The 13,972-nt window shown below is 55.6% G+C and carries 12 protein-coding genes; 4 read left to right on the plus strand and 8 right to left on the minus strand.

Annotation, left to right across the window (positions count from 1 at the left end; translation table 11 throughout):
• Positions 1 to 12: 12 nt before the first annotated feature.
• The 5 genes from LDB27_RS20280 to nrfA all read right to left on the minus strand — a co-directional run bounded on the left by LDB27_RS20280 (position 13) and on the right by nrfA (position 5,477).
• Positions 13 to 1,749: a heme lyase CcmF/NrfE family subunit gene (locus LDB27_RS20280; RefSeq protein WP_371062301.1), complete on the minus strand. Its 1,737-nt coding sequence runs from the start codon at positions 1,747 to 1,749 to the stop codon at positions 13 to 15.
• On the minus strand, positions 1,742 to 2,698 hold the full coding sequence (gene nrfD, locus LDB27_RS20285) for a cytochrome c nitrite reductase subunit NrfD (RefSeq protein ID WP_000186604.1): 957 nt from the start codon (positions 2,696 to 2,698) through the stop codon (positions 1,742 to 1,744). Before nrfD ends, LDB27_RS20280 begins: the two co-directional genes overlap by 8 nt.
• Positions 2,695 to 3,366: a cytochrome c nitrite reductase Fe-S protein gene (gene nrfC, locus LDB27_RS20290; protein WP_001278026.1), complete on the minus strand. Its 672-nt coding sequence runs from the start codon at positions 3,364 to 3,366 to the stop codon at positions 2,695 to 2,697. Before nrfC ends, nrfD begins: the two co-directional genes overlap by 4 nt.
• On the minus strand, positions 3,363 to 3,929 hold the full coding sequence (nrfB, locus tag LDB27_RS20295) for a cytochrome c nitrite reductase pentaheme subunit (RefSeq protein ID WP_000115063.1): 567 nt from the start codon (positions 3,927 to 3,929) through the stop codon (positions 3,363 to 3,365). The genes nrfC and nrfB overlap by 4 nt, the downstream gene beginning before the upstream one ends.
• Positions 3,930 to 4,040: 111 nt before the next feature.
• Entirely contained in the window at positions 4,041 to 5,477 is a 1,437-nt protein-coding gene (gene nrfA / locus LDB27_RS20300; RefSeq protein WP_000101784.1) for an ammonia-forming nitrite reductase cytochrome c552 subunit, read from the minus strand.
• A 431-nt stretch (positions 5,478 to 5,908) separates the two neighbouring features.
• Here nrfA and acs point away from each other — a divergent pair, with 431 nt between their 5' ends.
• The 3 genes from acs (at position 5,909) to actP (ending at position 10,067) form a co-directional block, all read left to right on the plus strand.
• On the plus strand, positions 5,909 to 7,867 hold the full coding sequence (acs, locus tag LDB27_RS20305) for an acetate--CoA ligase (RefSeq protein WP_000083874.1): 1,959 nt from the start codon (positions 5,909 to 5,911) through the stop codon (positions 7,865 to 7,867).
• Positions 7,868 to 8,106: 239 nt separating this feature from the next.
• Entirely contained in the window at positions 8,107 to 8,421 is a 315-nt protein-coding gene (locus tag LDB27_RS20310) for a DUF485 domain-containing protein (protein ID WP_000999620.1), read from the plus strand.
• The gene (gene actP / locus LDB27_RS20315; protein WP_000832536.1) at positions 8,418 to 10,067 is read left to right on the plus strand and encodes a cation/acetate symporter ActP; all 1,650 of its coding nucleotides are present in this window, start codon (positions 8,418 to 8,420) and stop codon (positions 10,065 to 10,067) included. Before LDB27_RS20310 ends, actP begins: the two co-directional genes overlap by 4 nt.
• Positions 10,068 to 10,105: 38 nt before the next feature.
• On the opposite strand, the gene LDB27_RS20320 is transcribed toward actP, so the two are convergent.
• Both LDB27_RS20320 and LDB27_RS20325 read right to left on the minus strand, forming a co-directional pair.
• Positions 10,106 to 10,795 (minus strand): LrgB family protein, encoded by a 690-nt coding sequence (locus LDB27_RS20320; protein ID WP_001067096.1) that lies wholly within the window; start codon positions 10,793 to 10,795, stop codon positions 10,106 to 10,108.
• Positions 10,788 to 11,198, minus strand: a complete 411-nt coding sequence (locus tag LDB27_RS20325; protein WP_000257347.1) for a CidA/LrgA family protein — start codon at positions 11,196 to 11,198, stop codon at positions 10,788 to 10,790. The genes LDB27_RS20320 and LDB27_RS20325 overlap by 8 nt, the downstream gene beginning before the upstream one ends.
• A gap of 103 nt (positions 11,199 to 11,301) precedes the next feature.
• Between LDB27_RS20325 and LDB27_RS20330 the strand changes: the two genes are divergently transcribed.
• Positions 11,302 to 12,189 (plus strand): LysR family transcriptional regulator, encoded by an 888-nt coding sequence (locus LDB27_RS20330; protein ID WP_000354962.1) that lies wholly within the window; start codon positions 11,302 to 11,304, stop codon positions 12,187 to 12,189.
• A gap of 94 nt (positions 12,190 to 12,283) precedes the next feature.
• On the opposite strand, the gene LDB27_RS20335 is transcribed toward LDB27_RS20330, so the two are convergent.
• Positions 12,284 to 13,930, minus strand: a complete 1,647-nt coding sequence (locus tag LDB27_RS20335; protein WP_001549778.1) for a Na+/H+ antiporter — start codon at positions 13,928 to 13,930, stop codon at positions 12,284 to 12,286.
• Positions 13,931 to 13,972 lie beyond the last annotated feature (42 nt).

Raw genomic sequence — 13,972 nt, forward strand, 5'->3', positions numbered from 1 at the left:
GCTGTGAGTAATTTACGCATCACGCTTCCTCCCCCGCCATCCGCTCAGCAGCGCGCCACACACCATCAACAATCCCCCACCCCAGATCCAGCGCACGCCGGTCTGCACGTATAAGCGCATGGCGTAACGATCCGGTCCGGTTTTTTCGCCCATCACCGCGTACCAGTCATGTAGCAGGTTCCAGTGAATCCCCGGCTCCATCATCTGTTGACGACGCGCGGCATAGAAGCGCCTTTCAGGCTGCAGGCTGCCAATGCGTTTTTCATTCCGCCACAACGTGATCCGCGCTTTTTCACTGGTGTAGTTGCCTTTGGCCTCCAGATCCAGACGCTCGAAACGAAAGGTATAGCCCGCCAGTACTACCTGCTGACTGGGGCTGAGGTTAAGGCTGATTTCATGCCGACTACCGCTGGAAACCATGATCCCGGCGGCGAAGATAAATACGCCCGTATGCGCCAGCAATGCCGGAAGCTGACGATGCACAGAGACTTTGCGGCTTCTGATTGGCGCCAGTACGATAACCACCAGCATCAGCAGACCAAACGGCAGCGTGACGCGATTAAAATAGGGCGCGCCCACCGAAAGCCTTCCCCAGCCCATCAAACCATAAATCATGGGGTAGAGCGTCCCGACCAGCACGATCAACAAGACGGCGCTAAAGAGCAGCAACGTCGCCAGAATGAGCGTTTCGCACTTTCCGCCGTCCAAACGCGTCGCCGGATACGGCTCCCGCGCCCGCCAGCCGTACAGAGCAAGCGATGCCAGACTTAACGCGGCAAAAAGGGTAAACAGCGGCACCGCGCGCACGTTATCCAGCGCAAAGGCATGTACCGAAACAAGAATGCCGGAACGCACAATCAGCGTTCCCAGCAACGAGAGGATCAGCGTCAGTATCGCCAGCAGCAACGACCAGTGACGGAAGCTCCCGCGCTGGCGGCTGACATACAGACTGTGCAGCAAGGCGCTGGCGGCAAGCCACGGCAACAACGAGGCATTTTCCACCGGGTCCCAGAACCACCAGCCGCCCCAGCCCAGTTCGCAATACGCCCACCACGATCCGAGAATGATCCCCAGCGTCAGAGCGCACCAGCCGGGTAACGCCCAGCGCCAGCACACCCAGGCGGTTGCCGCGTTAAAGCCGCCGCACAGTAGCGAAGCCAGCGCTACGCTCGCCGCGGTCATCAGGCCGCCATAACCCAGATAGAGCAGAGGCGGATGTAAGATCAGCCCCAGATGTTGCAGCATGGGATTAAGGTCGCGCCCTTCCATGGCGGGAGGGAAAATACGCAGGAACGGATCGGACCACAGCACAATAAATAGCAGCAGCGAGGCCATAATGAGGGACAAGATGCTCAGGGTCAGCGGAAAAAGCGCGTCAGATTCATGCCGGGAGCGCCAGGCGAATAGCGCCGTCCACCCCGAAAGAAGCAGCGCCCACAGCAGGAGCGAGCCTTCATGACCGCCCCATACCGCCGCCAGTTTCAGTCCCCATGACAACTGACTATGGCTATGCTGCGCAACATAAACGACCGAAAAATCGCTGGTCAGAAAACAGCTAACCAGAATCGCAAACGCCAGTAGCAGCAGCGTGAACGCCGTCCACGCGCCGCAGGTCGTCAGGCGCATGACGCCACGCCAGTGCTGCCCCATCCCGCACCACGTCGCCAGCGGGGTCAACACGTTGACCCCGAGACTCAACAACAGCGCCAGAAATCCGGCTTCAGGAAGGAAGATGTCCAGATTATGCAACCGTTAGCTGTCCCGCATAAAGAATGAAAAAGCGCAGCAGCAGCACGCCGGTCAAACTGGCGCCGCAAACGGCCAGCACGCCGTGAAACGTGACGCTACGATTTGCCCAGGGTTTCAGCAGCAGCGGGATAATCAATCCCAGCCCTACGACGCCAAGCCAGAACCACCAGCTCCAGAATCCGCCGCCCAGCGCCGCCGCCAGCGCGCGCATTTTGCCGTCATCGCCCAGCGCCAGACCGACGAAGAACGCCGCCAGCAGGAAAATTTCCAGCCATACCACCGGAACCTCCATGCGATGCACAAAGCGCGCCTCGGTGCTGTGCGGGTTGCTACGATGGCGTAACGCCATAGCGATCAGCGCCACCGCCGCGCCGGAGGAGATGCCGGAGAACAGGAACAGCACCGGCAGGATCGGGTTATTCAGGAACGGATAGGATTTCAGCGCCGACAGCAGAAAGCCGGTGTACGCCCCGAGCAGGACCGCCAGCACCAGCATTAACGTCTCCAGCGCGCGATGAAACGGCGTTATTAGCGCCAACACTTTCTGCACGATCTCTAACCGCGGCAGCCAACGCTGCTGCAGGGCAATCACCTCTTTTTCAAAGATTTTCGCCAGCCACAGCACCAGCACTACCATGTACAACTGGAACAGCATCACCCCCATCGACATCACCGAGGTAAAGCTGTAGTGGAACATCAGCTTCCAGAAGGTCCACGGGCGCGTCAGGTGAAAGACCAGAATCAGCAGACCAAGAATAATCGCCCCCGGCCCTAACACCAGCGTGGTGCGCAGCAGCGTGCTGTCCGAACCGCCCGCCTCAGGATGGAAGCGGCGCAGCAGAATCGCCAACGTAACCAGTCCGGCAGAGATGCCAATCAGGAACAGATAGATGGCGATGGGCCAGTCCCACACCAGTGATGCAAAATGAAATGCAGAAGCGGGTGTCATTGGCTCACCTCCCCATAGTTAAAGGGAACGCGGTAGACCTTCGGTTTTGTGCCCAGCGCCAGCTTGTAACGATAGGTAGTTTTTTGCCGCAACAAACGGGAGATATCGCTGTTGGGATCGTCCAGATTACCAAACGTCAGCGCCTTCGTCGGACATGACTCAACGCAGGCGGGCTGTTTGCCCGCTTTCAGGTTGGTTTTCCGGCAGAAATCGCATTTATCCGCCGTCTTACTGACCGGATGGATAAAGCGCACGCGGTAGGGACACGCGGCAATGCAGTACTGGCAGCCGACGCAAAGGTCCGGATTCACATCGACAATACCGCTGGCGGCATCGCGGAATGATGCCCCCGTCGGGCAGACGTCAACGCAGGGGGCATGGTCGCAGTGCTGGCACGAGTGGCGGAAAAAGCGATATTTCACCTCCGGAAACGTCCCCTGCGGCTCGCTGCGAATAATCGTCAGGCGCGATACGCCTTCCGGCACGTTGTTGACTTCCCGACAGGCATCCATGCAGGCCGTGCAGCCGATGCATAATGACTCATCGTGTACCATGCCATAACGCACGCCATTAATATTCAACGTGTTCGCTACAACGCGTCCTGCCATCCCACTGACCGCCGCCAGCGCGCCGACGCGGGTAATAAATTGACGTCGGGTGCAACTCATGGCTGCTCCTTAAGCAACGGAACGGACGCCGGGTTAAAGTGCGGGTTAGTACGCTGATCGCTGTGGCAATCCACGCATATTTTGATCCGCCCTTTCTCGTTTAGCGTCTGCATCGTGTCTTGCTGCGGATGCAGGGAATGGCAACTGGCGCAGGTCACTTTAGTAACATGAACATCGTGCGGCCAGAACGCTTTTTGCAGTTGTTCAGGCAAGTGGCAGGACATACAGACGCTGTTCTGCTGCTCTACCGTATACATCGGGTCGTTAAAACGCATCACATCTTTCACCCCTTCACGGTGGTGAAGCGACGGTTGACCGTGGCAGTTGGTACAGGTTATCGGCAATTTATTGTTCGGGTTGATAGCGCCCGTATGTTTACCGTGCATACCTTCGGTGTCCGGCTTGTGACAGTCCAGACAGGCAGCATCCGGATTACGCTGCTGGGTGACCGTCCAGCGTTGATCCGACTCCTGCGGCGTTGGCGTGGCAGTAATTCCACTCAGGCTCCAGAACAGGCCTGACGCCAGCACCCCAGCAGTTAATAACGAACGTAATACGCTCATATTCACTCCATTACATAATGCCTGATGGCGCGCAGCTTTAAGGCCTACAAGACTTCTGTAGGCCGGATAAAGCGCTTGCGCTGTCATCCGGCAAATTTGTCACATGTGAGGTTATTGGCTTAACAGACCGTTTTTACGCGCCTGATCTTCCCACTGCGGTACGACCGTTTTCAGGAAGTCCTGCTTCTCCGCGTTGATTTGTTGCATATTCAAACCAATCGCTTTCTGCGCCTTCTCTTTCGTCGAAATATCCGGCAGCGGAATTTCATGGGTAATGCCTTTGGTCGCCAGCAGTCGCGCCAGTTTAGTACGGGCATCCGCGGCTTTATCCATCGCACTGCCTAACATCCGTAGACCTTCTTCCGGGGCATGCATATGAATACCGTGTGACGCAATCGCCAGATCCCAACGCCACTGCGCGTGGCGAATATCGTTCAGAATCGGTTTCATTTCCGCGTCTGTCGCCCCCGCATCCCATGCGGCTTTCGCTTCGAAGTGCGCATGTACCAGCTGATCTTCAACCTTGATTTTCAGGTCATGAATCGCCTGTTTACGCTCGGCGACCACTTTTTGCAGGGACGCTTTGTCCTGGGTGTGGCAGTTGGCGCAGGTTTGCGCGAAATTGTCGAATGGGTTGCCGATTTTATGGTCGGTGTAGAGCTTGCCTTCGGCGTTCTGTACTTTCGGCATGTGGCAGTCGATACAGGTCACGTTGTTCTTACCATGAATGCCCGCGCTCCAGGTTTCATATTCCGGGTGCTGCGCTTTGAGCATTGGGGTTTTCGACAGCGAGTTAGTCCAGTCAGAGAAGGCGATGGCGTCGTAGTATTGCTCCATATTTTCGACCTTCATGCCTTCGTCCCACGGGAATTTAACGGCTTTGTTTTTACCGTCAAAGTAGTACTCCACGTGGCACTGGCCGCAGACCATCGATTGCTGATCAAACCGTCCCGCTTTATCAAACGGTTTGCCGATAGCCTCCATCGCCCGTTCAGCATAGGGGCGCGACAACGTTAACGCGGGCTTCCCTTGGGCGAAATCGTCCGACGCGGTGTTATGACAGTCGGCACAGCCCAAATCGTTGACAATTTCCGGGCCGCCGCGCGCCCATTTGCCATGGAAGTAGCCGTCTTCGCCTTCTTGTTGGATAAGGCGCGCGACATCGGGGCTTTTACAGCTCCAGCAGGCCATCGGCAGCGGGCCGTCTTCCGCCGTTTTTGGCGCGCCGGTACGCAGCGTTTCGCGCACGTCAGTTACCGCATACGCGTGGCCGCGTGGTTTGTTGTAGTCACGGGAGAAGGGATAGCCCGCCCACAGGATCACCAGACGAGGGTCTTCCGCCAGCGCATCTTCACGGGCAGACTGTTCTGACGTCGCTTTCCATGACTGATATTGGTCGGGGTGTTGAGGCGCGAACGTTTCATTTTTCGCTTCAACAGTAACGGTTTTTGCGGATACAGGCGTTTGCTCAGCGTAAACAGAGGTAATGAAGAAAAAAGGAAATATAAGGCTGAAGAAACGGCGTGCGCGTAGTGTTTTCCTTGCCATAGAGGTCTCATCCAGATTGCGCCATTATCTTTAATGGCGATTTTTTATCGTTTTCCATAACAGCAACCGCACAAATACTGTTATTACATTGATCTCCTCTATGTGTAACAAATAACCACACTTAAAATGTTGTCTTTAATCAATTGTAAGTGTATGTAAAATACCACTTTAGAGTTAGTAACCTGGACAAAACTCCCTCTCTTTTCTGATTTCCGGACACGGATCACTTTTTTAAAAAATTTCATATAACGTCATGTTATCCCGAAAATTTATCTAATTTTGCGGGACACAATCAAAAAATAGATTGCTGCTTATTTGCACAGTTCCCTTTTTGCGTGATCTGTCGCCCAAATACTAAACAAAACTTATTAAGACCCTACATTTAACGTTTATGCGACATATTATTAACATCCTACAAGGAGAACAACAGCATGAGCCAAACACATAAACACGCCATTCCCGCCAACATTGCGGATCGTTGCCTGATAAATCCAGAGCAGTATGAGACTAAATATAAACAGTCTATTAACGACCCCGATACGTTTTGGGGCGAACAGGGAAAAATTCTCGATTGGATCACGCCGTACCAAAAAGTGAAAAACACCTCCTTTGCGCCAGGCAATGTGTCGATTAAATGGTACGAGGACGGCACGCTGAATCTGGCAGCGAACTGTCTTGACCGCCATTTGCAGGAAAATGGCGATCGCACCGCCATTATCTGGGAAGGCGATGACGCGTCGCAGAGTAAACATATCTCTTATCGCGAACTGCATCGCGATGTCTGCCGTTTCGCGAATACACTGCTGGATCTGGGCATTAAAAAAGGCGATGTGGTAGCGATTTATATGCCGATGGTGCCGGAAGCGGCGGTGGCAATGTTGGCCTGCGCCCGCATCGGTGCGGTGCATTCGGTGATCTTCGGGGGCTTCTCGCCGGAAGCCGTCGCCGGACGCATTATCGACTCCAGCTCGCGGCTGGTGATCACCGCTGACGAAGGTGTACGTGCCGGACGCAGTATCCCGCTGAAAAAGAATGTCGATGACGCGCTGAAAAACCCGAATGTCACTAGCGTTGAGCATGTGATCGTCCTGAAGCGCACCGGCAGCGACATTGACTGGCAAGAAGACCGCGACCTGTGGTGGCGCGATTTGATTGAAAAAGCCAGCCCTGAACACCAGCCTGAAGCGATGAATGCCGAAGATCCGCTGTTTATCCTTTATACCTCCGGCTCCACCGGCAAGCCGAAAGGCGTGCTGCACACCACCGGCGGCTATCTGGTCTACGCCGCGACCACCTTTAAGTATGTCTTTGATTATCACCCTGGCGATATTTACTGGTGTACCGCCGATGTGGGTTGGGTGACGGGGCACAGCTATCTGTTGTATGGCCCGCTGGCCTGCGGCGCGACCACCTTAATGTTTGAAGGCGTGCCGAATTGGCCAACGCCCGCTCGCATGTGCCAGGTGGTCGACAAACACCAGGTCAACATTCTCTATACCGCCCCAACGGCCATCCGCGCGCTGATGGCGGAAGGCGATAAAGCCATTGAAGGCACCGACCGCTCTTCACTACGCATTCTGGGTTCCGTCGGCGAGCCGATCAATCCCGAAGCGTGGGAATGGTACTGGAAGAAGATCGGCAAGGAAAAATGTCCGGTCGTCGACACCTGGTGGCAGACTGAAACAGGCGGTTTTATGATCACGCCGCTACCGGGCGCTATCGAACTGAAAGCCGGTTCCGCCACCCGTCCTTTCTTTGGCGTACAGCCTGCGCTGGTGGATAACGAAGGTCATCCGCAAGAAGGCGCGACGGAAGGCAATCTGGTCATCACCGATTCCTGGCCGGGCCAGGCGCGCACTCTGTTCGGCGATCATGAACGTTTTGAGCAGACCTATTTCTCTACCTTTAAGAATATGTATTTCAGCGGCGACGGCGCGCGTCGCGATGAAGACGGCTATTACTGGATCACCGGTCGCGTGGATGACGTGTTAAACGTCTCCGGCCACCGTCTGGGTACGGCGGAAATCGAATCGGCGCTGGTGGCGCATCCGAAGATCGCCGAAGCGGCGGTGGTGGGTATTCCACACGCTATCAAAGGCCAGGCGATTTACGCTTATGTCACGCTCAACCACGGCGAGGAGCCGTCGCCAGAACTGTACGCGGAGGTGCGCAACTGGGTACGTAAAGAGATTGGCCCGCTGGCGACGCCGGACGTGCTGCACTGGACCGACTCACTGCCAAAAACCCGTTCCGGCAAAATTATGCGCCGCATTTTGCGCAAAATCGCGGCGGGCGATACCAGCAATCTGGGCGATACCTCGACTCTCGCCGATCCTGGCGTGGTGGAGAAACTGCTCGAAGAGAAGCAGGCCATCGCGATGCCGTCATAACCATAAATGCCGGATGGCAACGCGAATGCGTTTTATCCGGCCTACGACCCTACCCCTGCCCTCTCTCAAACCGGGAGAGGGAAATATAAAAAAACCTCCCCCAAAGGATTTCGTGTTACAGGAAGGCGGCAAGCGAGCACATCCTCAGCAGCATAGTTCACTATGTGGCTGGGGCGCGCGAGTGCGGCCAACGCGCCTGTAGCGCGAAAGACGCAGGGGGACCTCTGGAGAGCTCTGTGATGAATGACCAAATTTATCAGCGGATAGAAGACAGTGCGCGTTTCAGGGAATTAGTCGAAAAACGGCAACGGTTTGCCACGATTCTGTCGGTTATCATGCTGGCGGTTTATATCAGCTTTATTTTACTGATCGCCTTCGCGCCTGGCTGGCTGGGCACGCCTCTACATGCGGGAACCAGCGTCACCCGAGGAATTCCCATTGGCGTCGGGGTGATTGTGATTTCTTTTGTGTTGACCGGAATTTATATCTGGCGGGCGAATGGCGAATTCGATCGTCTTAATAACGCCGTACTGCATGAGGTGAAAGCATTATGAAGAGAGTTCTGACGGCGCTTGCCGCCGCACTCCCCTTCGCCGCTCATGCGGCGGATGCCATTAGCGGCGCGGTTGAACGCCAGCCCACCAACTGGCAGGCGATTATCATGTTTTTGATTTTCGTCGTGTTTACGCTCGGTATTACCTACTGGGCCTCTAAACGCGTACGTTCCCGTAGCGACTACTACACCGCTGGCGGCAATATCACCGGGTTCCAGAACGGCCTGGCGATTGCCGGCGACTATATGTCCGCCGCGTCATTTCTCGGCATTTCCGCTCTGGTGTTTACCTCCGGTTATGACGGGTTGATCTATTCGCTGGGCTTCCTTGTCGGCTGGCCAATCATCCTGTTTTTGATTGCCGAGCGCCTGCGTAATCTGGGACGTTATACTTTTGCTGACGTTGCCTCTTATCGCCTGAAACAGGGGCCAATCCGTATTCTTTCGGCCTGTGGCTCCCTGGTAGTGGTGGCGCTTTATCTCATCGCCCAAATGGTCGGCGCCGGTAAACTGATTGAACTGCTGTTCGGCCTCAACTATCACATCGCCGTAGTGCTGGTCGGCGTGCTGATGATGATGTACGTGCTGTTCGGCGGGATGCTGGCAACAACGTGGGTGCAAATTATCAAAGCCGTCCTGTTGCTGTTTGGCGCCAGTTTTATGGCCTTTATGGTGATGAAACACGTCGGCTTTAGCTTCAATAATCTGTTTACCGAAGCCATGGCGGTACACCCGAAAGGCACGGCGATTATGAGCCCTGGAGGATTGGTGCAAGATCCGATTTCGGCGTTGTCGTTGGGTCTGGGGTTGATGTTCGGCACCGCCGGCTTGCCGCATATTCTGATGCGTTTCTTTACGGTCAGCGATGCCCGCGAAGCGCGCAAGAGCGTGTTCTACGCCACCGGTTTTATGGGCTATTTCTACATTCTGACCTTTATTATCGGCTTCGGCGCTATCATGCTGGTGGGGGCGAATCCCGCCTATAAAGATGCGGCGGGCGCGCTGATTGGCGGCAATAACATGGCGGCGGTGCATCTGGCCAACGCGGTAGGCGGCAACCTGTTCCTCGGCTTTATTTCGGCAGTGGCGTTTGCCACCATTCTGGCGGTGGTTGCCGGTCTGACGCTGGCGGGCGCATCGGCGGTGTCGCATGATTTGTACGCTAACGTGTTCCGCAAAGGCGCAACCGAACGTGAAGAACTGAAGGTGTCGAAAATCACCGTCCTGGTGCTGGGCGTGATCGCCATTATCCTCGGCGTCCTGTTTGAAAATCAGAACATCGCCTTTATGGTGGGCCTGGCGTTTGCTATCGCCGCGAGCTGCAACTTCCCTATCATTCTGCTTTCCATGTACTGGTCAAAACTGACCACGCGCGGCGCTATGCTGGGCGGCTGGTTAGGTTTACTGACAGCGGTGGTGCTGATGATTCTTGGCCCTACCATTTGGGTGCAGATCCTCGGCCACGAAAAAGCGATCTTCCCGTATGAGTATCCGGCGCTGTTCTCTATCAGCGTGGCGTTCCTGGGGATCTGGTTTTTCTCGGCCACCGATAACTCGGCAGAAGGCAACCGTGAACGTGAGCAGTTCCGCGCTCAGTTTATCCGCTCCCAAACGGGATTCGGCGTACAACAAGGGCGTGCGCATTAATCTTACCGTTTCCTCCGGCCCTGTGGGTCGGAGGAAAATCAGAACATTACCCTCGCCACCAGCGGGGCTGCCAGCACCATCACCACGCCGGACAGCATCATTACCAGACTGGCGACGACACCCTCCTGCTGACCAAGTTCATAGGAACGCGCCGTGCCCGCCCCATGTGACGCCGCGCCAAATCCTGCCCCTTTTGCCATGCCTTCCCGGATAGAGAGACGCAAAAATAGCGCGTCGCCGACCGCCATGCCAAACACGCCAGTGACGACCACGAACAGCGCCACCAGATCCGGCTGCCCGCCCAGGGGTTCTGCCGCCGCCAGCGCAAACGGCGTAGTAACGGAACGTACCGCCAGACTACGCTGAATCTCATCCGATAACGTGAACAGACGCGCCAGCCAAACGGAACTGGTGACCGCCACCACCGTCGCCGTCACTACGCCCGCGGTGAGCGACATCCAGTGACGTTTGATAATCGCGAGGTTATCGTACACCGGCACCGCAAAGGCAATGGTCGCCGGGCCGAGCAGCCACAATAGCCAGTGCGATTCACCAATATAGTTTTGCCAGGAGATATGACCGAACACCAGCATTAACACCAGCAGTGCTGGCGTCAACACTAATGGCATCAACGGCAGTTTGCGAAAACGGCGATACAGACGCTTATTGGCGAAGTAAATCCCCAGCGTAATCACCAGGCACAGTACGCTTAACTGAACGTTATTCACGGTTTAGCCTGCTCATCTCATAGCGATACACTTTATCCACCACCCACGCCGTCGCACCGAGTACCATTAAGGTACTGATCGCTATCACCGAGAAGATGCGCCAGCCGTCCACCAGTAACAGATGGGCATAGTTCACTACCGCCACGACGGCGGGAACAAAGAATAACAGCATCTCCGCCAGCAGCCAGCGTGCGCCTGCGCGTACCCAGCTAAGCGGAATAATCCGGCAAACGATCAGCGCCAACATAAGTACCATGCCGACCAGATTCGCGGGCAACGGCAGGTGCAGCCAGGAGACAAGATATTGGGAAAAAATGAATAAACCTGCATAGAGCAGTACCTGAACCGGTACCTGGAGTCGTTGCACAACGGCAGGCGTAACGCGGCTTATCGCCACAGCCATGAGGGAATGTCCTGAAAAATAATACGGAGCGCCAGTATAGAGAACCTCCGTCACGGGCAGAAATGAATTAAAATCATTGCAGGCATAGTCGGAAGGAATAATCATGGATATCAGAACGCTGCGTTATTTTGTCGAGGTGGTGCGCCAGCAAAGTTTCACCCGCGCAGCGGAGAAGTTATTTGTCACCCAGCCCACCATTAGCAAGATGCTGAAAAATCTTGAAGATGAGCTTAACTGTACGCTACTGATCCGCGACGGACGTAAGTTATTGCTGACCGATACCGGACGCGTGGTGTTTGAACGCGGTCTGGCGATCCTCGCTGAGTTTCGCCAGTTAGAGGCCGAGTTGAGCGATATTAACCATCTCAATAAGGGCGTGCTGCGGCTGGGTATTCCCCCGATGGTCGGCATGTTGATGGCCGGGCCAATCAGTTTGTTTCGACAACGCTACCCTGGCGTTGAACTCAAAATTTCGGAGTTTGGCGGCCTGACGGTACAGCAGGCGGTAATGAATGGCGAGCTGGATGTTGCGATGACCGCGCTCCCGGTGGAAGAAGCGAGCGGGCTGACGACATTATCGCTGTTCAGTCATCCGCTGTGCGTGCTGGTTCCCCGTTCAGGTCAGTGGACAACCTGCGACTCCATCGCGCCTGAAGCACTGGCGGAGCATCCTCTTCTTATCTATAACGAAGACTTTGCCCTGAGCCGCCAGTTGATGACCTTATTTAGCCAGCATGACGTAAAACCACGGATTGCCGTGCGCAGCGGGCAATGGGATTTTCTCGCCGCCATGGTGCAAGCGGGCGTCGGCATCGCCATTTTGCCGGAGCCGATTTGTCAGCGTCTGGATAAGGCCACGCTGCGCTGGCTACCGCTGGAAAGCGATCTCCGCTGGCAGTTAGGCATGATTTGGCGAGAGGGCGTGTATCTGTCGCACAGCGCCCGGGCATGGTTAACCTGTTGCGAAGGGTTTTGGCTGAAACAACCGTAAGCCATAGGTTAAAACCCTTGCCGGATGGCGGCGCAAGCACCTTATCCGGCCTACTTGTAGACCCGGTAAGCATGGCGCCACCGGGCCACAAGGACTACTGATTTTCTATCAGTAGCGCTTCCATCAAATCCAGGTCGTGCAGCAGCTTTTGCAATGTTTCATTGCTGATTTCTCGTGTGGCGCGCAGATGATACAACTCGGCGCGTTCAGAACGCAGCGCGGCAAGACGGAAACGTCGCTCCAGATTTTCTTCCTGTATGGAGCTTTCGACATCGTTTCGCCCATCGGCACGGCGACGCAAGTTACCAATGACACGCGAGCTTACTTCAGTAAGCAACTGATTATCGATGTTTTCTTCGGTATCCGCCGCCAAACGCTCTTCCATTTTCTGAATGGCGACAATTGCCACCTCCGCCGTCGCCGCACGGGCGATACGCTCCTCTTTCAACTGTTGCGCATGATCGGCGACTTCCAGATGTTGCAACAGCAGCGGCAGCATGATCACGCCGACAAATAACGAGAACAGAATGACGCCAGCCGCCAGGAATACCAGTTCATAACGCGCCGGAAATCCGCTGCCATCCGGCAAAAGTAACGGTATAGAGAGCACACCAGCCAGGGTGATCGCCCCACGAACGCCAGCGAAGGAAGCAATCAGAATTTCACGCGACGTCCAGCTGGCGAACTCCATCGGTTTCTTCTTCAAAAAACGCAGGCTGAACTTTTTCATGGCCCACAGCCAGCCGAAGCGAACCAGCATCAATGCCGCATAAATCAGCACGATATCGGTAAAGAGCATCCAGGTTTCGACATTCGGGTCAGCTTCCGCCGCCGCCAGCGAAGATTCCAGAATACCCGGCAATTGCAGTCCCAACAGCAGAAAGACCATACCGTTAAAGACAAATTCCAGCATCGCCCAGGTACTGTTCGCGCGCAAACGCATTGCCAGCGGCGCGCGGCGCATTACGCCAGAACGGGTGATGGTCATCCCGGCGGCAACCGCGGCCAGGATGCCTGAGACGCCAATATGCTCGGCAATCAGGTAAGACGCGAAGGGCAGCAGAAACAGCAGGACAATTTGCGTCGCGGGTTCATCGCCGCCCCAGCGGCTCAAAAAACGCAGCGAGCGGCCATACAGCCAACTGACCACAAAACCCGCCAGAATACCGCCGATAGCGACCTTAAAAAATTCCAGCGTCGCGCCGCCGACGGTAAAGACCATCGTCCCCATCGCCACCGCGACGGCGAATTTCAGCGATACCAGACCGGAGGCGTCGTTCATTAACGCCTCTCCCTGCAGAATGCCCATGATTTTTTTCGGGATACGCCCCTCGCCCACAATTCCGGAGAGCGCTACCGCATCGGTCGGCGACAGCACGGCGGCCAGCGCAAAGGCGGGGATCAGCGGAATGCCGGGCACCAGCCAATAAATCAGGAAGCCGATTCCCACGACCGTTACCAGGACCAGCGCCAGCGCCAGCCCGAAAATCTCTCGTCCATGCTCAAGAAATTCACGGGTCGGCGTCTTCCAGCCATCCGCAAACAGCAGCGGCGGAATAAACAGCACCAGGAAGAGTTCCGGGTCGAATTCCACATGCAAACCAAACGTCGGCCACGCCAACAGCGCGCCAACGGCGATCTGCATAAGGGGTAAAGGAAGCTGGAAGGGTAATACACGCGTAAAAACCCCCGACAGCGAGACCACAAGGGTCATGATGAGTATTGTGAAGAAAATTTCCATGCGTTCCCTGTTTGCGATGTTTTTTATGATGGAGAAAGGCAT

It is taken from the genome of Salmonella sp. JXY0409-18 (assembly GCF_020268625.1).
GTDB lineage: Bacteria > Pseudomonadota > Gammaproteobacteria > Enterobacterales > Enterobacteriaceae > Salmonella > Salmonella enterica.

Bases quoted from the DNA above. Each gene is read 5' to 3' on its own strand.
- nrfD (WP_000186604.1), bottom strand. From the start codon at position 2,698: ATGACACCCGCTTCTGCATTTCATTTTGCATCACTGGTGTGGGACTGG.
- nrfC (WP_001278026.1), bottom strand. From the start codon at position 3,366: ATGAGTTGCACCCGACGTCAATTTATTACCCGCGTCGGCGCGCTGGCG.
- nrfB (WP_000115063.1), bottom strand. From the start codon at position 3,929: ATGAGCGTATTACGTTCGTTATTAACTGCTGGGGTGCTGGCGTCAGGC.
- nrfA (WP_000101784.1), bottom strand. From the start codon at position 5,477: ATGGCAAGGAAAACACTACGCGCACGCCGTTTCTTCAGCCTTATATTT.
- acs (WP_000083874.1), top strand. From the start codon at position 5,909: ATGAGCCAAACACATAAACACGCCATTCCCGCCAACATTGCGGATCGT.
- LDB27_RS20310 (WP_000999620.1), top strand. From the start codon at position 8,107: ATGAATGACCAAATTTATCAGCGGATAGAAGACAGTGCGCGTTTCAGG.
- actP (WP_000832536.1), top strand. From the start codon at position 8,418: ATGAAGAGAGTTCTGACGGCGCTTGCCGCCGCACTCCCCTTCGCCGCT.
- LDB27_RS20325 (WP_000257347.1), bottom strand. From the start codon at position 11,198: ATGGCTGTGGCGATAAGCCGCGTTACGCCTGCCGTTGTGCAACGACTC.
- LDB27_RS20330 (WP_000354962.1), top strand. From the start codon at position 11,302: ATGGATATCAGAACGCTGCGTTATTTTGTCGAGGTGGTGCGCCAGCAA.
- LDB27_RS20335 (WP_001549778.1), bottom strand. From the start codon at position 13,930: ATGGAAATTTTCTTCACAATACTCATCATGACCCTTGTGGTCTCGCTG.